Origin of the sequence: Bacillus mexicanus (assembly GCF_050445615.1) — a bacterium.
Lineage (GTDB): Bacteria > Bacillota > Bacilli > Bacillales > Bacillaceae > Bacillus > Bacillus mexicanus.
Map to the genome: position 1 here is coordinate 651,655 of NZ_JBCEYV010000002.1, position 26,983 is coordinate 678,637.

Genomic DNA, 26,983 nt, shown 5'->3' on the forward strand with positions numbered 1-26,983 from the left:
TTCCAGTTTCTATGTCAGTCCCAGCAGCTGCCGGATTTTCATTTTCGCTTCCGGATGTTCAGAGCTATCACAAATCAAGTCCTTCGGATAATACAGTTTGTGGTCCGTCCGCCGTTTTCCGGAAATGGACTCTACAATAGCAGATTGTCTGGACAGCTCTTTAATTTGGCCGTTTTGCGTCAAAAGGTGGATCGGCAGACGCTCCTCTTCCTCCCCCGGACGGTAAAAGTCGTACGGCAGGTCTGAAGAAGAATCGACGACCAAATAATAATTCGGATCGATTCCCGCCTCTTTGAACAATGAAGTCAGCTCAAAATAAGCCGACATTTCTTCATTCGGATTGAATTCAACGTATTGGAACAGCTGGCGGTTAATGAACCTGCGGCACAAATCGGACAAAATCTCGTCCTCTTCATCCTCCCAAGCCTGGAAATAATATAAAATAATAGATTCATCAAGCTTCACATAATCCTCCAGTATCAATTTCCCTTCAAAAATCGAATAGAAGTGAACCGGAGCGTGAGTGAAGACATAGCCTTCATCATGCAGCTGCTTCGCTCTGTGAAGAATCTTCGTTAAAATGACCTCTGCACTTCTTGTCACAGGATGGAAATACACTTGCCAGTACATTTGGTAGCGGCTCATGATATAGTCTTCGACAGCGTGCATCCCGCTTTCTTTAATAACGATCTGATCCTCACGCGGCCGCATCACCCGAAGAATCCGTTCCATATCAAAATGGCCGTAGCTGACGCCCGTATAATAAGCGTCACGCTGAAGGTAGTCCATGCGGTCTGCATCTATCTGACTCGAAATCAGGCTGACCACTTGTTTGTTTTTATAAGTTTTGGCAATGACTTCAGCAACATCCTGCGGGAAACTCGGACTCACTTTTCTAAGCACCTGATTGACCTCTGTGTCCCCCAAAATAATATCTCTTGTAAATTCTTCATGGTCAAGATGAAAAACTTTTTCAAATGAATGCGAAAACGGCCCGTGCCCGAGATCATGAAGCAGCGCCGCGGCCAAACAGAGTTCGCGCTCACTGTCATCCCATTCAGGGCGGCCTTTAAAGACGTCATCAACCATTCTCCTGACAATTTCATAGACACCGAGAGAATGATTAAACCGGCTGTGCTCAGCCCCGTGGAACGTCAAATACGTCGTGCCGAGCTGCTTAATTCTGCGGAGACGCTGAAATTCGCGGGTTCCGATCAAATCCCATATCAGCTTGTCCCGCACATGAACATAACGGTGCACCGGATCTTTAAACACTTTTTCTTCTGATAATTTTCCATTTGGATACGCCATCGTCATTCCCTCTTTTTTTTAGCCGTGTTTCTATTATATCGACTCTATTCTTTGAAAACATCCTTGAATTTGCCCGGCGATTTGTTCCATCTTTACGAAAAAGACATAATGTGAAGCAAAAAAGCCTGACCTGAGGGCCAAGGCTATGAAAAAATAAGTTTTGACTATTTAATTTTCTTTTTTACTTTGTCAATCAGCTCATCCTCTGTCGGAGCTGACAGCGGGCGATTGTTTACAAAAGCAAATGATTTTTTTCGTCCGGGCCCGCAATAAGATTGGCACCCTACCTCAATCTTTGCATCCGGGTCCACTTCTTTTAAACGCGGCAGCAATGTTTTGATATTAGTGGCTTGGCAATCATCACACACTCGAAATTCATTAGCCATGACGTACGCTTCCCTTCATTTCTATGTTCATCTATGTGCATAACCTAAAATCGCTTTTCAAAAAAATCACATCACATGTCATTTTACAAGGATTCAACTGTTCCTGCAAGCCGCTCCTTCCTTCGTATCTCCTATTCTTTCAGCCAACTTGTATAAATATTTTTCAAACTGGACATTCTAATACCATGAAAAGAAAAATGGGAGTTGAGATAAATGACAAAACAGCGACAAGACGCTTGGTCAGAAGAAAATGATCTGCTTTTAGCCGAAACAGTGCTTCGGCATGTGAGGGAGGGCAGCACTCAGCTGAACGCCTTTGAAGAAGTCGGAGATAAATTAAACCGGACTTCTGCCGCGTGTGGATTTAGATGGAACGCGGTCGTCCGCCATCAATATGAAAAAGCGCTTCAGCTTGCGAAAAAACAGCGAAAGCAGCGGATGAGAGCGCTCGGGAACGGGCAGTCAGCGAAAAAAAGACTATTATATCAGCCTCCTGCGGTTGATCCTGAAATCATTCAAGAAACTGCTGCAGAGGAACCGGTTAAAACAAACACCCCGGCAGCTGAACATGAGCAGCAGCCTTTCATGTCAGGCGAACACATGCCTTTTGTGGATGAAAGCTTTAAGGAAGAGTTAGCTAGTTTATCACACTTATTGTCTCCTCAAGCACCTGCAGCCGCGCCGGAGCTCACGATGAATGATGTAATCCGCTTCCTGCAGAATTACGAAGGCAATAACGAGCAATCATCGGCATTAAAAATGGAAAATGAGCGCTTAAAGAAAGAAAACCAGGCATTACAAAGCAAAACGGAACAGCTTGAGGCAGACGTCCAAAAGCTTGAAAAAGACCAAAAAACAATCCAAGAAGATTATGAAACCTTGGTGAAAATTATGAATAGAGCCAGAAAACTAGTTTTATTTGAAGAAGATGAACATGCCTCTCCGTCCTTTAAAATGGATCGGAACGGCAATTTAGAAAAAATGGCAGAATGAGTTTATAAAATCCCAAAACACCAGTTGGTTTTGGGATTTTCGTTCTGTGCAAAATCTCCTTTTTCTTTTGAAAAAAGAAGATTTTAGCATTTTGCAGCGGCTCGTTATTCTTGTAAAATGAGGCCAAGCTTATGGGAATCTATTAAGTCACATGGGCGGTCTCAGCCGTTTTTTGTTTTCGAGGCATGGCGGAAATGACGAGAAGCCCCAGAAGCATCAGTGCGATACCGAACCACGAAGAAAGTGAAAGCCTTTCTCCGATGAAAAACACACCCAGCAATGAGGCTGTCAGTGGTTCAGCTAAAGACAGCGTAACCGCCGCAGAAGCCGGGACTCCGGTAAGCCCTTTCGCAAACAAAAAGTATGCGGCGCATGTTGCGATTAGACCGATGTAAAGACTCGTTCCCAATCCTCTCGGTGTCCATATCCACGAGATATCCGACTGCCATAAAAGCGGTATCAGCATGATGGCGCTAATCATAAAGACAACGGCGGAAGTCGCTCGCGGAGACTGGTTTTTCATCATCACTTTACTGATGAGCGTATAGCCTGCAAAAGAAGCTCCAGCCCCAAGTGCCATACAAACACCAGCTACATCAATCCGAATGTTCGAACTGTCGGAAAACAGGAGCCAGCAACCCGCTAAAGCCAGTACAGTCGCGAGCCACCAAGCGTTTCGCGGGCGTTTTTTCAATACAGCCCACTCTATGCTTCCGGCAATGATAGGCGCACTGCCGATCGCGATCACAGTCCCGACCGCAATTCCCGTTTCTTGAACAGCTGTGAAAACAGCGCCTGGTAGCATGCCATACAAATCGCTGCTGATAATACGAGCGGCCATGACCAATTTTTTATGTGAAGCTCCCGGCTGATCCAAACGGCAAGCAGCATGGCGCTTCCTCCTATTAATAATCTGAACGCTCCGAAAGCCAGTGGTGTAGAGCTTTCCGGAGCCAGCGCCTGAACAGTTCCCGTCGTTCCCCACAAAAAAGCTGCGATCAACACAAACAAGCTGTAAACATTCCCTTTCATCTGCCTCTCCCCTTTGTATATGGATGCCGATATCGTTTTTCTTTTTAGTCACGGTTGTCTGTACGTAAGAAGGGTTTATCTGAAAATAAGATTATTGAGGATAAAATGCCGCTGGAAATAAAAAATGCATGCCGGCCTGATACAGCTGGCATGCGAAGAACGCTCAGCCAAATACCTTTGCATTCCGCTCAGCCATCCGGATGAGGTTTTTCTCAAATTCTATTTCCTCATCAGTGGACAATCCTGCTGAATAAAGCTGACTGCTTAACGCTTTTAATTCGGTCAGCAAAGCGAGCATTAGGTCTTGTACGGAGATGTCTGTTTGCAGAAGCTCGCTTAAGGACGCCATCGTTTCCGGCTGAATCTCCGGATAGACGCCTTTTTTATCGTTTTGTTTGTCCTTTAGCGCCGCTTGGTAGAATCGTCTGATCAAATCAGCTCTTTCACTGCCGCTCTTATCCGCGCAAAGATAAATCTGAACAGCGACTCCGCCGCGAACGCGCCGTTGTGAAATGCCGGCGAATTTTTTGCCATTGATGCTGAGGTCATAGCTTCCGGGACAATAAGATCCTGCAATTTCATATGCTTCGATCTTTGCGTTGTATGGCTTTAGCATCCGTCTCATCAGCTCAACCATCGCTTCGTAGCCTTTGTCTATGTCGATGCCTTTCTTTTCGTCCTTGAATATGAGAGAAATATTTAACACGCCTTCATCCAAAACGACGGCAAGACCGCCTGAATTGCGTACGATGACGCGGTGTCCTTCGTTCTCCAGCAAGGAGATGCCATCCTGCAAAAACGGGAGGCGCGTATCCTGAATTCCAAGGACAATTGTATCGTGGTGCACCCATGAACGCGCTGTCGCCGGCGACATGCCTTTTCCGACGGACAGGCACAGCGTATCATCCATTGCGAAGGATTGCTTCGCGTCAAATAAAGGGCCGAGACTGGATTGGTCAATGACTCTCCATGTCGGCTGCATCAGTAAATCAATCGGTTGGTTTGCCATCTATGTAAAACCCTTTCATGTTAGGCTTTTAAACGAAAACTATTATATCATTTCAGCTGCTGTGATTGAAAATTGCTTTTCAGCATCGTAATAAAAATTTCTTTATTTTTCGTATTTTCCATAAGTGGAGAATGAATATACGACAGCTTGCGCTTTAACGAGATGTCTTTTATATGAAGAATTGAAATGTCACGGTGAATCAAATCCTTATGCAGCACGCTTCTGGATAGAACGGACAGCCCCATGCCGCTAATCACCGCTTCTTTTACGCCTTGATTGCTGCTGATGGTGAACATTGACTTCGGCCGCAGTCCATTAGAGCTGAGCACATGATCGAGATACTCTCTCGTTCCGGATCCTTTTTCCCTTGTTACCCATGCTTCGTTTTGCAAATCGGTGATTGAAATGTCTTTCTGTCCGGCCATCGGATGCTGATTAGGCGCAGCGATGCACATTTCATCCTCCATGAACGGTTCAATTTCCAGTTCGTTTTCGTTTGTATGTCCTTCAATCAGCCCGATATCAGCCTGCAGCATCCGCACACGCTCACTGACCTCCTTTGTATTGCCGATCATGACATCGAGGTTCAGCTCTGGATACAGTCTCTGCAGCTGGGCCAGAAGCGGTGGAAGAATATACTCTCCGATCGTAAAGCTGGCAGCGATTTTCAATTCGCCCTTCACATAGTGATGATGCGCATAGATTTCAGTCTTTGCTTGTTCATAGAGAAATACCATTTGCTTTGCTCTTTGATACAATATGTCACCTGTGGGCGTTGTCGTAAAGTGCTTGGGCGACCGGTTCAGGAGAGCCGTTTGAAATTCCTTCTCAAGATTTTTGATATGCAGACTGACGCTGGGCTGGGAGATCATCAGCTTTTCCGCCGCTTTTGTGAAGTTTTTTTCTTCTACTACCGCTATAAACGTTTTCAGCACGTCATAATACAAAAACCCCACCCCTGTCATTAATAGAATAATGGTTATGATCAGTTTTCTTTATTGTACTTATATCATCTGGCTTGGTAAAGAAGACGATTCGGAGGCGCAAAAAAAGGCAGCCCTCCGAAGAGAACTGCCATCGTCTTCATTTTGATTACAATGCTTGCACCGCTGTAATTAATGCGAGGTTATAAACATCTTCTGCGTTACACCCTCTTGAAAGGTCGTTTACAGGCATATTTAAACCTTGCAGGATTGGTCCTACAGCTTCAAAATTACCCAAACGCTGAGCGATTTTATAGCCGATATTTCCTGCTTCAAGGCTCGGGAATACGAATACGTTAGCATTCCCTTTAATCTCGGAATCCGGTGCTTTTTTCTCTGCTACAGACGGAACAAACGCGGCATCGAATTGGAATTCGCCGTCAAGTGTCAATTCAGGCGCTTTTTCCTTCGCGATTTCCACAGCATTTGCTACTTTTTCTGTTTCATCAGACTTTGCTGAGCCTTTTGTAGAGAAGCTTAGCATAGCTACGCGCGGCTCAATGTCGAACATTTTTGCCGTATTGGCGCTTTCTATCGCAATCTCGGCCAGATCCTGGCTGTCAGGCGCAATGTTGATGGCACAATCTGCGAATACGTATTGCTCTTCTCCGCGAGCCATGATAAATACGCCAGAAGTCTTTTTCACGCCTTCTTTTGTTTTAATGATTTGAAGAGCCGGACGAACGGTGTCGGCTGTTGAATGCGCCGCTCCGCTAACAAGTCCGTGTGCAAGGCCTTTATACACAAGCATTGTACCAAAGTAGTTCTCGTCTAATAACGCTTTTCGAGCTTGTTCTTCTGTCGCTTTGCCTTTACGGCGCTCCACGAATGCTTGGACAAGGTCTTCCATACCTTCATATGTATGAGGATCATAAATCTCAACGCCATTAAGCGTCAGGTTTAGTTCTTTTGCTTTTGTTTGGATCTCATTTTCATTGCCGATCACAATCGGATTCAGCACTTTGTTTTCTGCAAGCTTGCTGACCGCTTCTAAAATACGCTCATCTAATCCTTCAGGGAATACAATTTTAACGGCTTTTCCAGCTACTTTTTCTTGCACTGTTGAAAATAAATCTGCCACAATAAAACCTCCTCAAAAAGTTACAAAAACGCTTTCTTTACTAGCATACTCTTCTTCCAATCAAATTCAAACAGCCAACTTTCATTATAGCGCTTTCACGAAAAAATCCTATTTTTTAAATTAATTAAAGCAGCTCCATTTTCCCTTATAGTTTCTCTTATTTTTATGGAGTTATACAGATGGGATGTTCAAGGTTTCTCCACAGTAGAATCGGATAAACTATGGTATAGTGAAGGCAACTATGAAAAGACAATAGGAGTGAAGATAAATGAGTGAACAGCAAATGACAAATGAAGCTGCGAAAACGCTTGACGGCTGGTATGCGCTTCATGATTTCCGCACAATGGACTGGACTTCCTGGAAGATGCTGTCCAGTGATGAGCGCCAATCTATCATCCATGAATTCACAGGATTGCTTGAAAAGTGGGGAGTGGCCCAAAAAGAAGGAAAAGGATCACAAACTCTTTACAGCATCGTCGGTCAAAAGGCTGATTTTATGCTGATGATTCTTCGCCCTACAATGGAAGAATTAAATGAAATTGAGCTCGAATTCAATAAATCAAGACTTGCTGAGTTCACCATCCCGGCTTACTCCTACGTATCAGTGGTAGAGCTGAGCAACTACTTGGCAAGCGGTGACGGCGACCCATACGAAAATCCTCATGTGCGCGCACGCCTTTATCCTGAACTGCCTGAATCAAAATATGTGTGCTTCTATCCAATGGATAAAAGAAGATCCGGCAATGACAACTGGTACATGCTTTCAATGGAAGAACGCAGAAACTTGATGAGAAGCCATGGCTTAATCGGCCGCAGCTATGCGGGTAAAGTCAAGCAGATCATTACTGGCTCAGTCGGCTTTGACGATTACGAGTGGGGCGTTACTTTATTCAGCGATGATGTGCTTCAATTCAAAAAACTTGTGTATGAAATGCGTTTTGACGAAGTCAGCGCCCGCTACGGTGAGTTCGGTTCATTTTTTGTCGGCAACCGCCTTTCGCTCGATACACTTTCTCAATTTCTACATGTATAATATTCTCCTCCCGCCCAAGTCGGCGGGAGTTTACTACCTTCATTTATCAGAATATACACAAAATTCATTATTTTACGATTCGAAGGGGTGGAAACCAGAAAAGCAATCTTCTTTCATCATTAGCGAAGCTTGGACAATAAGGGCTTTTATATAGAAGGTTAAAAACTTTGTTTATTGAAATCAGGCTGATCAACTTTCTGTTCATACTTGCCGTACTTTTTATACGCCCATACGCTGAGCACAAATCCGAGCACTGTGATAGCGGCGCAAATCAACCCGACTGCTGCATACCCGTACCCCACATATACAGGTCCCATCAAAGCAGATCCTAATGTCACAGCCAGATTCGAGGCGAGGCTGTAAAACACCATGACTTTTCCACGATGACGCTCTGAGCAGTCACTTAAAATGGTGCTGAGCAGTGTCACCGTCAAGCTTTGCATTAGGCCCCAGATAAAAAGGCTGACAATAAACAGAACCATCGAAGCCGGTGTATACGCTAAACATGCCAGCAGCGCACTGATGACTCCCAGTGCAATCAAAAGGGAACGCATTTTTCCGATACGATCGGCAATTTTCCCTGTAATGACACTCATGGAAAACCCGACGCCGTAAATCATAATAAATAAGCCCGCAGCTGTATTTCCTCCGGTGAAAATGCCTTGAAGGTAGGAGCCTAAGAATGAATACATACCGTAAAAACCGATCATATTACAAAAGGTTATTGTGATATAAACAGGCACGCGGGGAACTTTCAATGCGTCCCTGAATGTCCCAGCCGACTCTTCTTTTGCTTCCTTGCCGCTGTTTTTATGTCCATCATGACGGCGCATCTCAAGCAGGATCAACAGAACAACCAGAACGCCCATCAAGGCAAAAATCCAGAATGTCCATCTCCAATGCAGGACGCCTCCGATCAATGATCCGAGCGGCACACCGAAGATCAGTGCCAGTGACCAGCTTGAAACGATCAGCCCCATCACCTTGCCCCGATATGTATAAGGAACACGATCTCCCACAATTGCGTAAGCGGTCGGCACAAACGCTCCCGCAGCCAAACCCGACAGCGCACGCCCTAAAAAAAAGAAGAAGACATTTTGAGCTAAAGCACATATCACAGTTCCGATGATAAAGATCATAAGCCCCGCCAGTAAGCTTAGTTCTCTGGAGTATTTATCACCTAAAGGAACCAGCAGCGGCGCACCGATAAAAATCATGACGCCGTAAATACTGATAGATAACGCAAGAACACCGACATCTGAGCTAAAGGCTGTTGCTAAATTCGGCAGCAGCGGGGAAATCACAAGTTCTTCAGATCCAGCCGCAAATACCCCCATCGTTAAAGCCAGTGCTAACAATAGCGGAAAATGATGTTTGGTATGGATGTTATCGTTTCGTTTACTGTTCATTCTTCATCAACTACCTCTTCCATAATCTTCTTATTATGAATTATAGTTTAGCATTGCTTTTTTTAAATCAAAATCGCAAACGAGATGTTTATGTATTTTATTATTTTCTTTTGAATGTAAATATGTATTTTATGTTTCTTTTTGATAAAGAAAACCGGTGACACTAGCTTACTCGACATGATTTATCCAGATTATCCGAATACCCCTGCTTACAGATTGTTAGGTATGGTTTCGATACTTGAAATTCTTTAAGAATTCTAAGATGCAATTTTCTCCGATTTTCCCGCCTGTTGTTTTATCCTTATTTTGAAAATAGGGCAAAAAAAGACGAAGATGCCTCCGCTCTTCGATTAACACATTCCTCTTTTTATCTAAAATTAGTATTCCAGTTAAACCCAATCTCCTCATCATTCCACGGAATTCTTTTTTCATCAGGCTGATCCGGGTTATACGGCATAGTAGTGAAGTAGATAATCGTCAGCGGCGTCTCTCCCAGCACTCTGTATCCGTGGGCAACCCCTTTTGGGATCAATAACAGCATCGGATTGTCTTCACCCATATAATAGACGTCTGTTTCCCCTTTAGTCTTTGAGCCCTCGCGCAGATCGTATAGGACAACCTGAGCGTGGCCTGTTGGGAAGAACCAGAGATCATCCTGCTTCTCATGATAATGAAATGCTTTAATTACGCCTGGATAGCTTTTTGACCAAGACGCCTGCCCGAAATGCTCAAGAAGATGTTCATCATCTCGAACCAGCTCAGCAAAAAAACCCCGGTCATCATTATGCTTCGTCAATTTTTTCACCTTGACCCCATTAATCACGGGCGCTGCTCCTCTCCTGTACATACTCCCGTAGCGCTTCCCGCCAATGGCGGGGGCGAATACCGGCTGCTTCAATGGCCTGATGACTCAGCACGGAGTAAGCCGGACGGGGTGTTTTGTTCCCGTATTCTTCTGTTGTGACAGGCAAAATGACTGTAGACAGCCCGCTTTCTTCCATAATCGCCTTCGCAAATTCATACCAGCTGCACATGCCTGAATTGCTGACATGATAGATGCCCGGAGGATGGCTGAACAGCTTAATGACCGCTTCTGCTGCATCCTTCGTATAGGTCGGTGAACCAATTTGATCGTTTACAACCTGCAGCTCATGTTTCGTTTCAGCAAGCTTCAGCATGGTCTGAACGAAATTGCTGCCGCCATGTCCGTACATCCATGACATTCTGATAATCGTGCTGTCTTTTGTCGCTAATCGAATCAATTCTTCCCCGAGCTTTTTACTTTTGCCGTAGATGGTTTTTGGATCGAGGGGATCGTCTTCCTTGTATGGCTGGGTTCCTTTCCCATCAAATACATAATCCGTACTGATATAAACATATTGAGCGCCGATGCGGGCTGCTTCAAGCGCCGTATAATAAGCGCTGATTCCGTTTATCAAATAGGCTTTATCAAGTTCTGTCTCGCATTTATCAACCGACGTAAATGCGGCCGTATTGACCACGATATCCGGCTGATAATGATCGAACGAATGCCGTACTGAACGCTTGTCAGCGATGTTCATCATCTTCTTTGTTAACGCAATAACCTCATATCCGGCTTGCTTCAGCTGGCGGCACAGTTCCAGTCCAAGCTGTCCTCCCGCACCAGTCACCAATACCTTTGTCAATCGAATCACCTTCTCATCGGTCATTGTCTGTATACCAGTGAATTGTACGAGCAATGCCTTCTTCAAACGATACTTCCTGCCGCCAGCCCAGTTCGTTTTTCAGCTTTGATGCATTGATCGCATAACGCCGGTCATGTCCTTTTCGATCTTCCACATGGGTGAACAATTCCTCACAGCCCATATACCTCATGATGATGCTCGCCAGCTCTTTATTCGTACGTTCATTTCCGCCGCCGATGTTATACACCTCGCCGTCTGTTCCTTTTTCTAAAATCAGCTTGATGGCGCGGCAATGATCCTCCGCAAACAGCCAGTCTCGGATCTGAAGCCCATCGCCGTACAACGGAACCGGCAAACCTTGCTTCGCATGGCGGATAATTGTCGGGATCATTTTTTCGCTGTGCTGGTAGGGGCCATAATTGTTGCTGCAACGTGTGATAACGGCCGGAAGCTTGTGGGTTTTCATATAAGACAACACGAGCAAATCAGAGCTTGCTTTGCTGGCTGAGTATGGGTTGTTAGGGGAAAGCGGCGTCGTTTCAGTAAACGCGGGATCATCCGGTTCTAAATCCCCGTAAACCTCATCTGTTGAAATATGAATCAGTTTCTTAGCTTTTCCCCGCAAAACGGCTTCCGCCAATCGGTATGTCCCCATGACATTTGTAGTGATAAACGGCTCCGCTTGCGAAATGCTTCTGTCAACATGCGATTCCGCAGCGAAGTGAATCACGCCGTCATAGGTCTGATCAAACGCGCGGTCGATATCCTCCTGAATACTGATATCCCCTTTTACAAAACGAAATCGGCTGTTTTTCTTTAATATGCCGATTTCCTCCGGGTGGCTGGCATACGTCAGTTTATCTAAAACGGTAATGCGGGCATCCGTTTCCTTCAGCATCAGCTTTGTAAACGTGAGTCCGATGAAGCCGGCTCCGCCTGTAATTAAATATGATTTTGCCATCTCTTTTCGTCCTATCCTTTCTGTAAAGCCCGGTGTACAAGCTGAGAGGCGAGATGAAGCGATTCGTGAGTTCCAGCATCAACCCACCAGCCTGATAACACATCATACGTAAGCTGGCTGTTTTCAATGTATAGATTATTCACATCGGTGATTTCCAGCTCGCCGCGCTTTGATGGTGATATTTGTTCAATATATGAAAACACCTCCGCATCATACATATAAATGCCGGTTACACAAAGATTGGTCGGCGGATGCGCGGGCTTTTCGATAATGGAACGAATCCGCTTGTTTTCCTCATCAATCTCAGCAATCCCGAAGCGTTCCGGATCATCAACTTCTTTGAGCAGCACCTTTGCTCCTTTACCCTGCTGTTCAAAGCGTTCCTTATAAGGCTTTAATGAATCTTCGAATATATTATCACCTAATAATAAAAGGAAAGGGTCTTTTTTCGTAAAGCGTTTTGCATAAGACAGTCCATCCGAAATGCCTGATGCGGCCGGCTGTACCTGATAAGTGATGGTGACGTCAAGCTCTTCCCCGTTCCCAAGCAGCTTATAAAATTGCGGCATATGTTCTTTTTGGCTGATGAGTAAAATGTCTTTTATTCCAGCTTCCTCAAGCTTCATAATCGACCAGTAAATCATCGGATACGGGCCCACAGGAAGCAAATGCTTGTTGACGGCTTTCGTTAAGGGCATAAGGCGTGAGCCGTTTCCACCGGCTAAAATAACACCTTTCACATTAACACTTCCTTACATTATGCTTTTTGATCATACAAGTCTTGGAGAATAGCTGATACCCGCTTGATGCCTTTGCCATCCACAAGCGGTCTCCCTCTTTTGTGCAAAGAAAGGCGAAGAGGATAGCTGCTGATGAGTCGTGACATCTGACAAATGAGCGTTTCATCTGATACAAGCTCTCCGAGGTCAAGGTCAAGAGCGGCGCCTTGCTCAGCGAATGTTTTGGCTGTTGCTGTTTGGTGTTCAACCTGGGAAAGAACAAGGCACGGCACACCGATACAAACGGCTTCATAAAGAGAGATGCCCCCGGCGACGATGGCTGCATCCGCTTGTTTCATCAAACCCGCCATATCATTTGTCTGCCTGATCATCGTGTACTGCGGCTTCATTTGAATCTGCCTGCGGACCGCCTCTTGATGCGGTGAAGCGCTCCCCATCACAAACATCGTGTTTTTGTCCTTCATGGCAGGGATTTGATCGGCTGCAGCCAGCACTTTGAAAACAAGCTGTTTCGGATCACTTCCTCCTAATGCGACAACGATATTGCGGCATTTTTTCTTCAGTGTATAATTATTTCTCGCGGTCTGGAAGGAGGGGTGAAGAATAAGATAGTCCGGGCCTTCGTAGACGCGTGTGTTTCCCTGAACGTACACTCTGCCCTTGATATCGCCGCAAATTCCGTTGATGACTGCATCACTATAATGAATTGCTTTTTCGTTTTTCTCTTCAAAAAGTACAATTTTCGCATCAGTTTCTGCCTTTATTTTCGTTAACAGCTCGGAAGGCGCGCCGAGAATATCAAACAAAAGCAGATCAAGTTTCCTGCTTTTTATTTCCTGGAGAATAAATTCGTGCTGGTGCATCTTTGGCTTTATGATGACATGCCAATGGTCTTCAAGAAGAAATGATTCAGACTCCTGGTTCGTATAAAACGTAATCAAGCAGCGCTGTTTGAGTTCTTCCGCCAGTCTTTTCATCCTGACAACATGACCCATGCCCTTTTCATAGCCGCCGTCTGCCAAGATCCCAATTCGCATGGTTATTTAGCCTCTCGTTCAATCGCCGCAGCGAAGTTTTGGTTCAGCTTTGGGGCAGATACATCGAGATTCTCGCCTGCTTTTTGATATAGAATCTTTATCGATCCATCGTTTTCATTTGTATCAATGTCCAGACGATATTGAGGGATGCGACATCGGTCCGGCGACTCTAAAAATGGAAGGCGTGTTGAACCCATTTTGGCTTGAATGATTTCATTCATGAAGCGGGCTGTCCTTCATTAAAATGTCATCCCAGACAATGCCTGTGTCAGCCTGAATGTCTCTCACAGCCCGAACACCGCCGGTCAGCAGCTCGAAAAACCTTGGGTGCAGTCCCTGCGGCTTTTTTCCGGGGCGAAGCACTGCGATATTGTCTTCACTAAAGGCTTCACCTTTTTGAATCGGAGCTGTTGAAAAGATCCCTCTGTATGCAAAATTTCGGATTTCTCCTTCAATCGCTGTCGTTGTTTTGTATGAACTGCCTAGGAGCTTTTCAGAGACTGGGCGCCTGATTCCTTGTTTCATCTCGGCTTCGGTTATCCTGATGCCTTTAACCATTTCTCTCAATTCCTCAGGATTCAATGCAAACGAGTGGTCGGCGCCCGGCAGGTTTTTATCGATCGTAAAATGTTTTTCTATTAGTTTCGCTCCTTGCCGAACAGCGGCACATGGCGCTTCTGTCGGATGCTCACTATGATCGGAGAAGCCAATTACCGCATCAGGAAAAGCGGCGGCAAGCATCGGAATAACACTGAGGTTGCTGTACTCAAGCGGCGCAGGATATTTCGCCACACAATGCATAATAGCAATTTGATCATTGCCCTCTGCCTTGATGGTTTTCCAAGCTTCGTGAATATCAGAAATTTCCGCTCCGGCTGTCGAAAATATCATCGGCCTGTTCATTCGGGCGACATATTTGAGCAGCGGGAGATGGTTAATTTCATAGGATGCCATTTTAAAAGCGCTCGGCGAGGTGGACTGAAGCAGGTCAGCTGACCCTTCGTCACATACTGTGCTTAAAAAGATCACCTGCTTTTTGCGGCAGTAATCCAATAGCGGGGAAATCCACTCAGCCGACATTTCCATAGATTGAACCAAAGAAAAAATAGAGACGTCCTTACCCGCCGCTGTTTTGTACAGACCCGGGTCTTTCTGATACATCTTATCAGCCTGAAACAACTGAAATTTCACGGCATCCGCTCCCGCTTCGGCCGCTGCATCAATCAGCGCAAAGGCCTGATTAAGCTTTCCATCATGATTAATTCCCGCTTCCGCAATAATAAATACTGGAGCGCCGTTGCCCACTTTTTTATTCGCGATCTGAAATTCTGCCATTATCTCGCCCCCTTACCCGGCCAAATATGATAATAGTAATACGATTGTACAGCGGTGAAGCCCATTCTTTCATAAAGGTGGATCGCCCTTACATTGTGAAGCTGCGTCCCCGCTGTTACCGTTTTATGCTTCTGGGTCGACGGGTGTTCTATGAGATTCGCCAATAAATGAAACGCGATACGTTTTCCTTCAAATCCCGGCTTAATAGCCATCAAATCGAGAACGAATTCATCGCCTCTTGGCAGACCTTGAAGGTAGCCGATGACCTCGCCATTGTGCTTAGCGGCAACATTAATCGCCCTTCCATTCAGGTTGTTCCGTGTCCACTCTCGAAAAATCTTATTTGCTGCTTCGCGGCTGAGAAGAGGATCTTGAAAATATCTGCTTTTTGTAAATGCGTCTCGAGACAGCTCACAAATCGCTTCTGTGTCCCCGGGCTCAGGCGGTCCCAGCTCAAAAAATGACGGTGTTTTGTCATAAAAAGACGGGAAATTCGCCAGCTTCAAAAAACCGCCGACAAAGTAAGAGGATGGCTGTTGCTGTATTACATGTGCGGCTCCGATATCTTCAGCTGAAACACGAACAAAGACCAAATCCGTTTCATCCATTTGCCGTACAGAATAAAAAGCTTGAAACAGCTCCTTCAGCTGACCGGATCTGTTTGCCGTAAGAAGCTTGACGTTCATAATTTTTTTCTGAAGTATCTGGCTTTCCCACAAAGAATTTTCATAAAGCAAAACGCCTTGGAGCATACCGTTTTCAAACAGACCGAGGGAAAATTCATATGGAACGTCCAGTGTAAGCTGCCTGCTTTGGAGAAAACCCTCAATCTCCTCTTTGGAGACATCTTCTTTTATTTTATACACTTAATCAGCTCCTTTTACGATAGCCCGCACTGCTTCTATGACATCATGTACATCTTCGTCAGACATTGATGGATAGAGCGGGAGCGACAGGGTTCGTTTATAGTAATTCATGGCGATCGGAAAATCCCATTCTTTAAACCCGAATTGCTTTTGATAATACGGATGAATGTGTACCGGGATAAAATGAACGCTTGCGCCGATATTGTATTCATCCTTTAAAGCCATAATCATTTCGTCGCGCGTAACACCGGCCTGTTTTTCATCAACTTGCAGAACATATAAATGCCAGGCGTGCCTGCCGTCATCATGAACAAACGGTGTGATCAGCCCCGGAATCTGCTGAAATGCGGCTTGGTAGCAGCCGGCAATCTCTTCTCTTCGCTTTTGCATATCATCCAGCCGTTTCAGCTGATGAAGACCTAGAGCAGCCTGCAGATCAAACATGTTCATTTTATAGCCGGGCAATTCGACTTCATAATACCAGCTGCCTTTTGAAGAATAACGGTTCCAAGCGGCCTTGCTCATGCCGTGAAGACTCAGCACCCGGATGTGATCGGCAAGCTCCTCATCATCTGTCGTCAATATGCCGCCTTCTCCTGTCGCTAAATTTTTGGTAGCGTAAAAGCTGAACGCTGTCGCATCTCCTATAGAACCGATCATTCTTTGCTTATAAGTCGTATATACCGCATGTGCCGCATCCTCAAGTACAAATAAGCCCTGCTTTTGGGCAATTGCCAATATCGCATCCATATCGCAGGACTGCCCGCCGAAGTGAACGGGTACAATGGCTTTCGTGCGCGATGTGACGGCCGCCTCAAGCTTTTCCGGGTCAATATTGAGCGTGTTTTCGTCAATGTCCGCAAACACAGGTGTCGCTCCTGTATGAATAATCGTATTAGCAGTTGAGCTGAATGTAAGCGGAGAGGTAATGACCTCATCACCAGGCCCGATCCCTTTTGCTTTCAAAGCCAAAAATAAAGCAGCGGTACATGAATTCAGCGCTACGGCATGTTTCGCCCCGACAAACACGGCAAATTCTTTTTCAAACTGCTGAACCTTCGGGCCTTTGGAAAGCCATCCCGATTCAAGCGTTTCTGTGACCTCCTGAATTTCTTCCTTGCCGATTAACGGCAATGAATAAGGAAGAAAATGATCTCTTTTTTGCACCATTTCTTTTGCGCTCCTATCATTTTATTCAGTATCTTCCCGCCTGTAATCAACCCCTGTTTTGGCTTTCAGTTCTGCAAATAAAGCGTTTGTTGATTCTGTCACCGGATAGTTGGCTGCTGTGAATGCCAGACGCGCCTCTTCTGCTTTTTCCTGCACAGCGGGACTTCGAAGAACCTCAATCAAGGTGCGCGCCAGTTCATCCGGCTGGTCAAACATAAAATCGCCAAGAGATTCATAATACGGATATATGCGGCTTCCAGATGATTTCCCGATCAGCGCAGTTTTTTGAAACAGCATGGCTTCAAGTCCGACCGTTGAGGCTTGCGTCACTGCCGCATCAGCATATGGCAGCATATCATACAGATCGATCTCCTTTTTGATGACTCTGCATGCTTTATGTTTTTTTGCTGCATCGTAATACAAATCAAGCTTATTTTTCCCGATTTCCCAAGGGTGGGGTTTGATGATGATTTGCAGCTGTTTCTGATCTGACAGTCCTTCTAGCACGTCAGAATAAAAGTCTTCTGAAAATGGCTGGGTCGCAATGAGCACGATTTTTTTAGTCGGATGGAAAGCAAGTTTTCGATAGAATGTGGACATATCTATAGGGGCTCTGGTGAAAATTTGATCGAAGCGGGGATGTCCCGTTACGAGAATCTGATCAGGTTTACAGCCTTTTCGTTTGAACCACTCCGCTTCATACGCACCAAAAACAGCTTGATAGGCTGTAAAAACAGGAATAAAAGCTTCATCCCCCATCAATGCGCCATGCTGAAGGCAAATACTGACGACTCCTTTCCTTCGGCACATGAGAGCGAGCACTCGGCTGTAAATATCCTCAGTCGTTCCGACGACAACAGCCGAAATCTTCTCCTGCTCAAACAGCGTATCAACAGCATCAATAGCTTCCATAAATAAAGGAATATCTCTGTAAAGCCGATCGCGAAACGCCTGATCACCGAATGCCGGGTGGTCATTAAAAGGAGCTAAAATTGAATCTGCTGTTTCAAGATATGGCTTCGGATCGCCTTTTTGGCATGATTCCGTAATCACACGTTTGCTAATCACAGGCAGATCACAATGATGCGGCAAACTCCATCTAGCCAAAATAGCTGTTTTTTCAGGAGCAAATTGATAGTAATTTTCATTTGAAAAACGCAGGTAATCAAAGTGCAAAATGACCTTTCCCTTAACAGGTTTACTGTTTATTTTGACTATCTTTTGTATTTTTTCTTCAAAATACGGCTGAATCTGCTCTTCGTTGATATACTGCTCTGCCGGTCCAAATATCTCTGGTTCTTTTTCCATCATCTCCCTCAGCTCTGGACTGATATACTGATAAAAATTACTGATAAGTCCTAGCGGAATCCCCTTATAGCGAAAACTGTCAAAAAGCTCGACATACTTCCGGTACAGCACCCAATAATTGCTTAAATAGAACGACAAGAGCTCTCACCTCATTCTCAGCTTTTTTAAGGATTCACGCAGCTCTTGACAATTGCGCTGCGGAGGAAGATTTCTGACGAATTCATTTTTTTCTGATGCAAACAGCTGATAGTGAATCGATTTGTCGGTGATATAATTCAAATCAAGCTCCTCAGCCAGGGGATAAAACGGATAAAAATGATTGACCCTCCAAAAGAACCTGGCATCCCCGATTCGGTAAAATGCCGGGTTTTCATCCCAATAAGAGCCAAATTTCTCCTTTACCTTTTCCAGCACAGAAAATCTATGCATCACCGAACAATGGTCGATGGCGCATGGCGCGTTCCATATCACTTGAGCGGCAGGCCTGGCAGTTTCTTTTACAATGTCGCCATTTTCGTTTAAATGATAGGTTTTGGAGGCTGAGTAAATCACAGCTTTTTCAGGAGAAGCATCGAGCTCCCGAACCATTTTCAGGAGCCGGTCCGGCATATAAATGTTGTCATCCGTCGCATAGGTGATATATTCACCCCCCGCCATCTCAATCGCCTGATTGATCAGCGCCGCGTACCTCGTTTTTTCCGTTCTTTCTTTCACTTCTGATATATCGCTTTGATAAAAACGAACTCGGTTATCATTCAAAAAAGGGCGGATGACATTCAGTGTCTCTTCGTTGGAGTTGTCATCCATTATAAACAATTCAAAATCTGAAAATGTTTGTGAGAGTATACTGGAAATGGATTTTGCCACATAATCGCTTTTGTTATAGCTCGTCATCACGACTGATACTTTCGGCAAATCCTACACCTCCTTCTTGAAACTTCACATCTGAAACTAACGTTATCTTATGTTGGTTATATACAAGTTGCGATAGGGATACAAACCAATATGTGAAAAGTTCGTGCATGTCTGTGAAAAACAGCGATTGTCCGGATCGAATTCTGTGCGGGCTGCTGTTCTTTTTCCGCATATTCCAAGCATTTGCCTCATAAGGTGAAAGAGATAAAAATCGCACCAGCGACTAAGATCGTTTTCCATCGGAGGTGAGTCATCGCGGAGCGTTCATCTATACATCCCGAACTGTTTTAAATGGTTTTCATAAAAAGGAGGAACGATATGAAACCGAAAAAAAATCAATATCAGCAAATGCAGGGATTTGATAATATGCAGGGGTATCAGCCTCAGTACGGCGCCAATCCGTACCCGCAGCAAGGCCAAGGCGGACAAATGCAGATGATGGGGATGCAGCCGATGATGCCAATGCAGCAGGGGCAGCAAGGACAGCAGGGATTCGGATTTTCAGGCCAGCAGCAGGGCGGCGGGTTTCAAATTCCATCAGGTCCGACACCGTCAGCGCCGGGCCAAAGCGTTCCCGGCATGCTGCCTGTTGAAGAATCATATATTGAGAATATTTTGCGGCTGAACCGGGGGAAGACAGCGACCATTTATATGACGTTTGAAAACAGCAAGGAATGGAGCTCAAAGATCTTTCGGGGCGTCATCGAGGCTGCAGGACGTGATCACATTATCCTGAGCGATCCGAAATCAGGAACACGCTACCTGCTCCTGACAATCTACCTCGATTACATTACATTTGATGAAGAAATAGCATATACGTATCCATACTCCATGTCGTCTTATTCGCCAAGATAAAGAAAAAGCCAATCTCTCATATGTTGAGGATTGGCTTTTTTGTTTATAGATATTTGACAGCTGCGACGACGATCATAATCCAAGAAATAATAAACGCCACACCGCCGAGCGGGGTAATCGCCCCAAGAATGGAAACTTGCGTTAAGCTGAGAATATATAAGCTTCCGGAAAACAGCACAATTCCCGCGAACATCAGCCAGCCGGCTGCCGTCACATTGCCGATGCCGGATAATTTATCAGCGAGAAATGCGACAACGAAAAGCCCAAGGGCGTGATACATATGATACTGCACGCCTGTGTGCCAAACCTGAAGATATTTATCAGGAATTTTCCCTTCTAATCCGTGAGCGCCAAATGCTCCGAGCCCCACGGCAAGCAGGGCATTAATAGCCCCTAATATGATAAACACTTTCATCTATCTCTCCCGCCTTTTCGTTAAACTCCTATCATTTATCTTATCGTACCTGTACCAAAATTCAACGTTTGTTCTCCGATGACACGAGATTGTCGGATTTTCTGCCGCGCCAAAGCTGGAACTGGTCTGCCGCTATTGCAGCAAGCGTCCCTAATACGAGCCCATTGCTTAACAGAGAAATCAATATCGGGTGCAATCCCTTTAATGCCGTTTCAGGAACAAACATGAAACCGACCCCTGTCAGCAGTGAAATGCCGATCACAGACCGCACCCTTTTCCGTTCTGCTTTCTCGTACGAATCAAATTCGGCAAAGGCCAGCCCGCCCATTGCGGAGAACACCACAAAGTTTACCGCAAATCCAACGGGTGACGGCAGACTCGCAAACGCATTCATAAAAAACGGAATCACGCTGATCACGACAACCAGCATACTGCCGACCATAAACGGTTTTTTAGAAGACATTTTAGTCGTCTCAATAAAACCCGCGGCTCCCGAAATCGGAACTGGGGCAATGCCTCCCGTCAAACCGCTCAGCAGATGGCTGAAGGAGGCGGCAAAACCGGCGTGTCGCTCACGCCGCTGACCATCCGGCTGTTTGCCGAACTTCTTCACAGCGATATCCACAACTTTCATGCTAGCCAGCATATTCACAATCAGCAGGATGGTAATAAAAATGGAGGTGATGATCAAGCCGCTGTTAAATAGCGGGATGCCAAAAGGAAACAGGGATGGCAGCTGAAACAGCCGATCCGGCATTTCCATCGGCTTTGCGGCTCCGACAGCGGCAAACAGCACCCACCCGCCGAACAGGGCCAACAAAATCGAATATTGCTTAAAAAACATGATGTTCGAATTTGTCATCATAAAGGCAGCCGCGATCACAATAAGTGCCAAGCCAAACACAAGACCATCCACACCGTCCTTACGATAGCCAATGCCAAGAATCCCCTTTATAATGGGCTGACTCAGCTGCATCACCAGCAGCAATAAATAGACGCCCGTTACAACCGGCGTAAACAAGGCGGCAAGCCGATCTATGACCTTGAAAATACTTAACAAAAAGAAACATACAGCGCTTACAAGAAGCGCTCCTTGCAAACCTCGCAGTGTGTCCCCGTATGTCGCAAACACAGTTCCCGTCAGTCCGGCGTAGATGGTATACACACCCCACCACAAACCCGCAGGACTTTCATTGATCGGCAATTTGTGCCCTTTTAAACACTGAATGACGGCGGCAATTCCCAGTACAAAAAAGGTGCTTTGGATCAATCTCGCAGAATCAGAGTGATCCAGATGAAACGACTGGGCAACAGCCACCGGAACAACAATTGCCGCTGCAATGATAAACGCTGTCCATTGCAGCGCGCCAAGAACCAATCTCACGTGATCTCAACCTCTTTCATTAAAAATCAAATAAAGATTCTCCGTTTCCGTCCTCTTCCTTCTTCTCTTTTTCCTGCTTTCGATATTTATTTAATCCGGCGCTTCCCATCATTTTTTTCATCATTAGCTGTTCTGTTGATGGCGGTGCGACAGAACTCGGCGTGCTAGTCGGCTGCTGCTGTATGCGGGGCGCGCTCGCAGTCTCCGGATGATCCAGCACAATGTCACACAAAGAACGGACAACCGCTACATAACGCTTCAGCTCCTCATCCCGTTCAGCTGTCTTTGCTTTTTTCAGCTCCTCTTCCATCTTTTGAATCAAAGCAGATATATGAATGTTCATCAAGAATCCTCCAAGCCATAATTATCGTCTTCCCTGCATTTTATCAAATTCCAGCCGCAAACGCAGATATGAGTTTGTTATTTTATCCGACAAACTTTGCACATTTGACAAGCAGACGAGATGTTCCACATAATAAATCACCATACCTAACAAAAAAGGAGCGATAGGAATGAACAGCATCTCCTCTATCGTCAGCAAGCACAAAGCCTATTTTGCAGCGGGTCGTACGAGACCGCCAGAAGCGAGACTGGACATGCTGCAGAAGCTGAAACAAGCCATCAAAATACATGAAGCCGATATAACAGCCGCTCTCTATCAGGATCTCCATAAATCCGAACAGGAGGCGTATACGACAGAAATCGGCATTGTACTGAAGGAAATCAGTTTTGTGATGAAGCGGCTGAGAAAATGGGTCAAGCCGAAACGAGTTAAAACGCCGCTGACTCATTTAGGCTCCAAAAGCATCATCATCCCTGAGCCGTATGGAACCGTCTTAGTGATTGCTCCTTGGAACTATCCCTTGCAGCTGGCGCTTTCACCCTTGATCGGAGCCATTGCGGCCGGGAACACGGTCGTTCTCAAGCCATCGGAATATACGCCCGCTGTTTCCGCTGTTCTTTCTCACCTCATCAGCAGCGTTTTTCCGTGTGATTATGTCGCTATGGCGGAGGGCGGTCCCGACGTCAGCACAGCGTTATTACAGCAGCCCTTTGACTATATCTTCTTCACCGGCAGCGTTAATGTCGGGAAAATCGTCATGGAAGCCGCCGCAACACAATTAATTCCTGTTACCTTGGAGCTTGGCGGCAAAAGCCCTTGCATTGTCCACAAGGATGCTGACATACAGCTGGCCGCAAAACGCATCGTCTTTGGCAAATTCACTAATGCGGGCCAAACCTGCATCGCACCTGATTATGTATTTGTCCACGAAGACATCAAAACGAAGCTCACAGAAGAAATGAAGCGTGCGATCAGTGAATTTCACGGCCCTCAGCCTGAACAAAATCCGCAGTACGGCAAAATCGTCAGTGAACGCCACTATCAGCGGCTGCTCAGCTTTCTAAATGATGGCGTCCCGCTCACAGGCGGACAGTTTGATCATGATCATCACAAAATAGCGCCAACCATCCTTGATCAAGTAAAGGATGACTCTCCCGTAATGCAGGAAGAGATTTTTGGGCCGATTCTTCCGCTCTTTACGTACGCTGATATCGGCGAAGTCATCGAGAAAGTTCAATCGCGTCCAAAACCGCTCGCCCTGTATATTTTCACCACAAATCAAACAATCGAGCGGACTGTTTTAGAGAATCTGTCGTTTGGCGGCGGCTGTGTCAATGACACATTAATGCATGTCGCGACACCGTATTTGCCATTCGGCGGCGTTGGAGAAAGCGGCATTGGCAGCTATCATGGATTTGACAGCTTTAACACCTTCACGCACAAAAAAAGCGTCGTCAAACAAACGAACCGCTTCGACTTCGCTTTCCGATATCCTTCCTCCGAAAACGGGCTGCGGTTGATTCGGAAAATACTTAAATAAAAAAGCGCAGGGCAGCTGCGCTTTTTACAAATTCTCTATACACCAATTAATCGGTTCGTCTCCCAATTTCTCCAAGCACGCATTCGCCCGGGAAAATGGTTTACTCCCGAAAAATCCATTTCTTGCAGAGAATGGGCTTGGGTGTGTGGATTCGATGATAAAATGCTTGGACGTGTCGATCCGTTCTTTTTTCATTTGGGCATGCCGGCCCCATAAAATAAAGACAACCGGCCGCTCTCTTTCATTCAGCACGTCAATCACCCGGTCTGTCAGACGCTCCCAGCCTTTTCCCTTGTGGGAATTCGCCTGTCCGCGCCTTACGGTCAGCACAGTATTCAGCAACAGAACCCCTTGCTTTGCCCAGCTGACAAGCGACCCGTGATTCGGGATGCTGCACCCGATATCCTGCTGTAGCTCAAGAAAGATATTCCTTAATGAAGGAGGCTGCTTCACACCCGGCTTTACGGAGAAGCTTAAGCCTTGAGCCTGTCCCGGCCCGTGATACGGGTCTTGGCCGAGGATGACGACCTTGACATCATCATATGAGGTATAATGCAGCGCATTAAAAATATCCTGGCTATCCGGATAAACCGTTTGCTCCGCGTATTCCCGCTTCAGCATGTCTCTCAGCTCTTGATAATACGGTTTCTCAAACTCTTCCTTCAGCTGATTCCACCAGCTGTCCTGTAAAAGCTGTTTCAAGATTCAGGCCTCCCTTTACGAACGATGAAGTCTGGAATAGACAGGTTTGCCATCCCAAACAATCTCGCTTTTTGCTTCCCGTCTTTTCATCTCAGGCTCTTCAAGCAGGACGGCAAAATTTTTCGTCGGCAGTTCCCCGAGTCCGTGCTTTTCACTTAAACGATCCAAATATTGTTTCCGCTTGGCGCCAAGATCCGCAGATTGATTGTCCCCCGCGTCACTGAAGGCATAAATCACACTCGCGCAAGGGACACGCTTTACCCGGTACTCCTTCGCCGCGCGTAAATAAAAGTCCCAATCCCAATAATTATGAACATCAGCATCGAAATACCCGATTTCCTCATGCAGAAAACGTCTGTACATGCTGCCCGACGGCACGTATGTAGAGAACACTCTCATATCCTCATAGTCAGCGGTATAAGCAAACAGCTTCCGCGAAACTGGATATCGCGTTCCATTTTTTTCTTCAAAAGAAACAATTTCAGCATCAGAATGAACGAAATCTGCTGTTTCGATTTCTTTCACCATTCTCTCCACATGCCCCGGTGTAAAGAAATCGTCGTCATCACAAAGCATAATGCAATCACCAGACGCCTCTTTTACTCCGGCATTTCTCGCAGCCACATGCCCCGCATTTTTTTCTAAATTGATAACGGCAATTGGCAGCTCCGAATACAGTGCTTTGACCGGTACGACTGATTCCCCGGCATCATTCACAATAATGATTTCATATGGCTTCAAGGTTTGCTGTGCAATCGACTCCAGAAGTTCACATAAAGCCGGAATCCGGTTATAGGTCACAATTACGATAGAAATCTTCATGATGCTCTCCTTTTCCTTTTCATAGTCACGTACTATTAAAACATATATTGGACATGATATCAGTGGGAATATCCTACCGAAACAGTAAACTAGAATGACAGAAACAGTAATGTGACACCAATCAAAACCAGCATGAGCAGTGCGAGATCGCCAAATACAAGAAAGAGACCTTTCAGGCGGACACCGCTCGGAAGGATAACATGCCACAACTTAGATTGATAGACCGGCAGCAGCACCAGCGCATAAGAAAAACACAAAAACATAAAAGCCGGCGGAACAAAAGCACAGCTTTCATCATCCCAATTCCTGACTATATCTGTCACGCTTGATCCATCTATTAAAAACATAGATATCATGATGGCCAGCAACACAAAGGACCCCAATTGAAGCTCGAACAGACGCATGTTCCGGTTATATGCAAACCGAACCGCCAAAAACCAAGCATAAGCATATGAACATAACAGCATAAGAATGGCACCAGCTGTAAAAACAACATCAGGCAATCGATCTAGCAGAAAAACAAAAGGCAAGCTGGCCGCCATAGCCGCAATCAGACAGGCACCAGTAAACAAAAATACTGCGCCATGAACGACCACACCGTATAAACATGAGCTACTCTTCACGACAAACACCTCCATTACATAGAATCTCTATGTATATACCTAAAAATTCAGGCAAGCTACCGCCTGCCAATATAACAGCCCAACCGGCCAAATAACGGAAATAACAGTGTAACACACGCACAAGCCCCCACAAACCAAGGTGTCAGCAAGGATTGAAACAGTGCCGCAGGAATCACTTGAAAGAGAAATACAAACATAAAAATGACGTTTGGCACCATGCAGATCAGAATCGTATGGTACACAAGCTGCTCTCCGCGTTTTCCAAACTCCCTCACCCCTTGATAACCAATCAGCATCCAGTAGATGATATATACAGCTAAGATTAGCCACACAGAAACAGAAATGCCTCTCCATACTGCATGAATAATAGGTGATTCAAACCAGACATACATCATCGTAATGGCGATACCGGCAGCGAAGAGTGCACTGTTAAAGAAAAGATGAAATATCAAAAACGCACGAAACGTGACAGGCTGCTCTTTCTTAAAAAAAGAAACAATGTCAGCTGGTGTTCCGAACTCCTGCATGAAAGTCCGCATAGCTTCCTCCTCACTCTTCCCTTCCTGAAAAGAGTGGAACAAATGATGTTCAATATGGTTTTCAATCTCTTCTATCATCATTTCTCCCTCTGGAAGCGATTTAAGCCCATTTTTTATTTTTGACACATATGTTTCTTTATCCATTCTGCCCGCCCCGTTTCAGCATTCGGTCCATCATAGCCGAAAAAACGTTCCACTCCTTCGTGCGTTCCGCCAGCACCTCTTTTCCTTCATCTGTAATCCGGTAGTATTTGCGGTCCGGCCCTTTCTCCTGCTTCTCCCAATAGGATGAAATAAGCCCTTGGCGTTCAAGCTTATGAAGAGACGGATACAAGGTCCCTTCCTTCATCTGGAGTTCATTTTCGCTGCGGTTCCCCATTTCTTTGACAAGCTCATAGCCGTACATCGGCCGCTCGTCAAGAAGCGTCAAAACCAATATCACAGTGCTGCCTTTAACCAGCTCACGATTTAACATCATAAAACCCCTACCTAGTTTTCTTATGTAGCATTTTACGAAAGCCCCT

The 26,983-nt window shown here is 45.6% G+C and carries 28 protein-coding genes and 2 pseudogenes; 4 read left to right on the plus strand and 26 right to left on the minus strand.

Annotated elements, in window-relative coordinates:
• Window positions 1-9: 9 nt before the first annotated feature.
• Window positions 10-1,311, minus strand: coding sequence for an HD domain-containing protein (locus AAGG74_RS12950; protein WP_162103799.1), 1,302 nt, complete (start codon window positions 1,309-1,311; stop codon window positions 10-12).
• Window positions 1,312-1,475: 164 nt separating this feature from the next.
• On the minus strand, window positions 1,476-1,697 hold the full coding sequence (locus AAGG74_RS12955) for a YuzB family protein (RefSeq protein ID WP_162103798.1): 222 nt from the start codon (window positions 1,695-1,697) through the stop codon (window positions 1,476-1,478).
• A gap of 213 nt (window positions 1,698-1,910) precedes the next feature.
• Here AAGG74_RS12955 and rsfA point away from each other — a divergent pair, with 213 nt between their 5' ends.
• Window positions 1,911-2,690, plus strand: a complete 780-nt coding sequence (gene rsfA, locus AAGG74_RS12960) for a prespore-specific transcription regulator RsfA (protein WP_429675745.1) — start codon at window positions 1,911-1,913, stop codon at window positions 2,688-2,690.
• 142 nt (window positions 2,691-2,832) lie between these two features.
• Here the strand turns inward: rsfA and AAGG74_RS12965 are convergent.
• The 4 genes and pseudogenes from AAGG74_RS12965 to pta all read right to left on the minus strand — a co-directional run bounded on the left by AAGG74_RS12965 (window position 2,833) and on the right by pta (window position 6,795).
• A pseudogene (locus tag AAGG74_RS12965) lies at window positions 2,833-3,722 on the minus strand (carboxylate/amino acid/amine transporter).
• A 163-nt stretch (window positions 3,723-3,885) separates the two neighbouring features.
• Window positions 3,886-4,731: an octanoyl-[GcvH]:protein N-octanoyltransferase gene (gene lipL / locus AAGG74_RS12970; RefSeq protein ID WP_162103795.1), complete on the minus strand. Its 846-nt coding sequence runs from the start codon at window positions 4,729-4,731 to the stop codon at window positions 3,886-3,888.
• Window positions 4,732-4,778: 47 nt separating this feature from the next.
• Window positions 4,779-5,678: a cysJI operon transcriptional regulator CysL gene (cysL, locus tag AAGG74_RS12975; protein WP_429675746.1), complete on the minus strand. Its 900-nt coding sequence runs from the start codon at window positions 5,676-5,678 to the stop codon at window positions 4,779-4,781.
• 145 nt (window positions 5,679-5,823) lie between these two features.
• The gene (gene pta, locus AAGG74_RS12980; protein WP_162103793.1) at window positions 5,824-6,795 is read right to left on the minus strand and encodes a phosphate acetyltransferase; all 972 of its coding nucleotides are present in this window, start codon (window positions 6,793-6,795) and stop codon (window positions 5,824-5,826) included.
• A gap of 268 nt (window positions 6,796-7,063) precedes the next feature.
• Between pta and hemQ the strand changes: the two genes are divergently transcribed.
• Window positions 7,064-7,828, plus strand: a complete 765-nt coding sequence (gene hemQ, locus AAGG74_RS12985) for a hydrogen peroxide-dependent heme synthase (RefSeq protein ID WP_162103792.1) — start codon at window positions 7,064-7,066, stop codon at window positions 7,826-7,828.
• Window positions 7,829-7,986: 158 nt separating this feature from the next.
• Here the strand turns inward: hemQ and AAGG74_RS12990 are convergent, their stop codons facing one another.
• From AAGG74_RS12990 to AAGG74_RS13045, 12 genes and pseudogenes are all read right to left on the minus strand, one after another.
• Complete coding sequence (locus tag AAGG74_RS12990) at window positions 7,987-9,237, minus strand: MFS transporter (protein WP_429675747.1); 1,251 nt, start codon at window positions 9,235-9,237, stop codon at window positions 7,987-7,989.
• A 367-nt stretch (window positions 9,238-9,604) separates the two neighbouring features.
• A complete protein-coding gene (locus AAGG74_RS12995; RefSeq protein WP_225493201.1) occupies window positions 9,605-10,060 on the minus strand; it encodes a dTDP-4-dehydrorhamnose 3,5-epimerase family protein in 456 nt (151 codons plus the stop codon).
• Window positions 10,053-10,904: a dTDP-4-dehydrorhamnose reductase gene (gene rfbD, locus AAGG74_RS13000; protein WP_429675910.1), complete on the minus strand. Its 852-nt coding sequence runs from the start codon at window positions 10,902-10,904 to the stop codon at window positions 10,053-10,055. The genes AAGG74_RS12995 and rfbD overlap by 8 nt, the downstream gene beginning before the upstream one ends.
• Window positions 10,905-10,917: 13 nt before the next feature.
• Complete coding sequence (gene rfbB / locus AAGG74_RS13005) at window positions 10,918-11,865, minus strand: dTDP-glucose 4,6-dehydratase (RefSeq protein ID WP_225493200.1); 948 nt, start codon at window positions 11,863-11,865, stop codon at window positions 10,918-10,920.
• Between the two features lie 11 nt (window positions 11,866-11,876).
• Window positions 11,877-12,605 carry a sugar phosphate nucleotidyltransferase gene (locus AAGG74_RS13010; protein ID WP_162103788.1) on the minus strand — a complete coding sequence of 243 codons (729 nt, stop codon included), beginning with the start codon at window positions 12,603-12,605 and terminating at the stop codon, window positions 11,877-11,879.
• Window positions 12,606-12,622: 17 nt separating this feature from the next.
• On the minus strand, window positions 12,623-13,642 hold the full coding sequence (locus tag AAGG74_RS13015) for a PseG/SpsG family protein (RefSeq protein WP_225493199.1): 1,020 nt from the start codon (window positions 13,640-13,642) through the stop codon (window positions 12,623-12,625).
• Between the two features lie 2 nt (window positions 13,643-13,644).
• Window positions 13,645-13,827: pseudogene (locus AAGG74_RS13020) on the minus strand (spore coat protein); the annotation flags it as partial.
• Between the two features lie 28 nt (window positions 13,828-13,855).
• Window positions 13,856-14,977, minus strand: coding sequence for an N-acetylneuraminate synthase family protein (locus AAGG74_RS13025; RefSeq protein ID WP_429675748.1), 1,122 nt, complete (start codon window positions 14,975-14,977; stop codon window positions 13,856-13,858).
• Entirely contained in the window at window positions 14,977-15,843 is an 867-nt protein-coding gene (locus AAGG74_RS13030) for a GNAT family N-acetyltransferase (RefSeq protein WP_429675749.1), read from the minus strand. Before AAGG74_RS13030 ends, AAGG74_RS13025 begins: the two co-directional genes overlap by 1 nt.
• On the minus strand, window positions 15,844-17,013 hold the full coding sequence (locus AAGG74_RS13035) for a DegT/DnrJ/EryC1/StrS family aminotransferase (protein ID WP_429675750.1): 1,170 nt from the start codon (window positions 17,011-17,013) through the stop codon (window positions 15,844-15,846).
• 21 nt (window positions 17,014-17,034) lie between these two features.
• Window positions 17,035-18,459 (minus strand): CDP-glycerol glycerophosphotransferase family protein, encoded by a 1,425-nt coding sequence (locus AAGG74_RS13040; protein WP_429675751.1) that lies wholly within the window; start codon window positions 18,457-18,459, stop codon window positions 17,035-17,037.
• 6 nt (window positions 18,460-18,465) lie between these two features.
• Entirely contained in the window at window positions 18,466-19,236 is a 771-nt protein-coding gene (locus tag AAGG74_RS13045; protein ID WP_429675752.1) for a glycosyltransferase family 2 protein, read from the minus strand.
• A gap of 318 nt (window positions 19,237-19,554) precedes the next feature.
• On the opposite strand from AAGG74_RS13045, the gene gerQ reads away from it, so the two are divergent.
• The gene (gene gerQ / locus AAGG74_RS13050; RefSeq protein WP_162103781.1) at window positions 19,555-20,091 is read left to right on the plus strand and encodes a spore coat protein GerQ; all 537 of its coding nucleotides are present in this window, start codon (window positions 19,555-19,557) and stop codon (window positions 20,089-20,091) included.
• A gap of 43 nt (window positions 20,092-20,134) precedes the next feature.
• Here the strand turns inward: gerQ and AAGG74_RS13055 are convergent, their stop codons facing one another.
• The 3 genes from AAGG74_RS13055 to AAGG74_RS13065 all read right to left on the minus strand — a co-directional run bounded on the left by AAGG74_RS13055 (window position 20,135) and on the right by AAGG74_RS13065 (window position 22,233).
• Entirely contained in the window at window positions 20,135-20,506 is a 372-nt protein-coding gene (locus AAGG74_RS13055) for a DUF423 domain-containing protein (protein WP_162103780.1), read from the minus strand.
• 61 nt (window positions 20,507-20,567) lie between these two features.
• Entirely contained in the window at window positions 20,568-21,890 is a 1,323-nt protein-coding gene (locus tag AAGG74_RS13060; RefSeq protein WP_429675753.1) for a purine/pyrimidine permease, read from the minus strand.
• A gap of 19 nt (window positions 21,891-21,909) precedes the next feature.
• Window positions 21,910-22,233, minus strand: coding sequence for a YwdI family protein (locus AAGG74_RS13065; RefSeq protein WP_429675754.1), 324 nt, complete (start codon window positions 22,231-22,233; stop codon window positions 21,910-21,912).
• A 169-nt stretch (window positions 22,234-22,402) separates the two neighbouring features.
• On the opposite strand from AAGG74_RS13065, the gene AAGG74_RS13070 reads away from it, so the two are divergent.
• On the plus strand, window positions 22,403-23,773 hold the full coding sequence (locus tag AAGG74_RS13070; protein ID WP_162103777.1) for an aldehyde dehydrogenase: 1,371 nt from the start codon (window positions 22,403-22,405) through the stop codon (window positions 23,771-23,773).
• A gap of 24 nt (window positions 23,774-23,797) precedes the next feature.
• On the opposite strand, the gene AAGG74_RS13075 is transcribed toward AAGG74_RS13070, so the two are convergent.
• The 5 genes from AAGG74_RS13075 to AAGG74_RS13095 all read right to left on the minus strand — a co-directional run bounded on the left by AAGG74_RS13075 (window position 23,798) and on the right by AAGG74_RS13095 (window position 26,934).
• Window positions 23,798-24,475 (minus strand): uracil-DNA glycosylase, encoded by a 678-nt coding sequence (locus tag AAGG74_RS13075; protein ID WP_429675755.1) that lies wholly within the window; start codon window positions 24,473-24,475, stop codon window positions 23,798-23,800.
• A gap of 15 nt (window positions 24,476-24,490) precedes the next feature.
• The gene (locus AAGG74_RS13080; RefSeq protein ID WP_162103775.1) at window positions 24,491-25,297 is read right to left on the minus strand and encodes a glycosyltransferase family 2 protein; all 807 of its coding nucleotides are present in this window, start codon (window positions 25,295-25,297) and stop codon (window positions 24,491-24,493) included.
• Window positions 25,298-25,386: 89 nt separating this feature from the next.
• Entirely contained in the window at window positions 25,387-25,920 is a 534-nt protein-coding gene (locus AAGG74_RS13085; RefSeq protein WP_429675756.1) for a hypothetical protein, read from the minus strand.
• Between the two features lie 56 nt (window positions 25,921-25,976).
• Complete coding sequence (locus AAGG74_RS13090; protein WP_429675757.1) at window positions 25,977-26,603, minus strand: permease prefix domain 1-containing protein; 627 nt, start codon at window positions 26,601-26,603, stop codon at window positions 25,977-25,979.
• Window positions 26,596-26,934, minus strand: a complete 339-nt coding sequence (locus AAGG74_RS13095; RefSeq protein WP_162103772.1) for a PadR family transcriptional regulator — start codon at window positions 26,932-26,934, stop codon at window positions 26,596-26,598. The genes AAGG74_RS13090 and AAGG74_RS13095 overlap by 8 nt, the downstream gene beginning before the upstream one ends.
• Window positions 26,935-26,983: the final 49 nt, after the last annotated feature.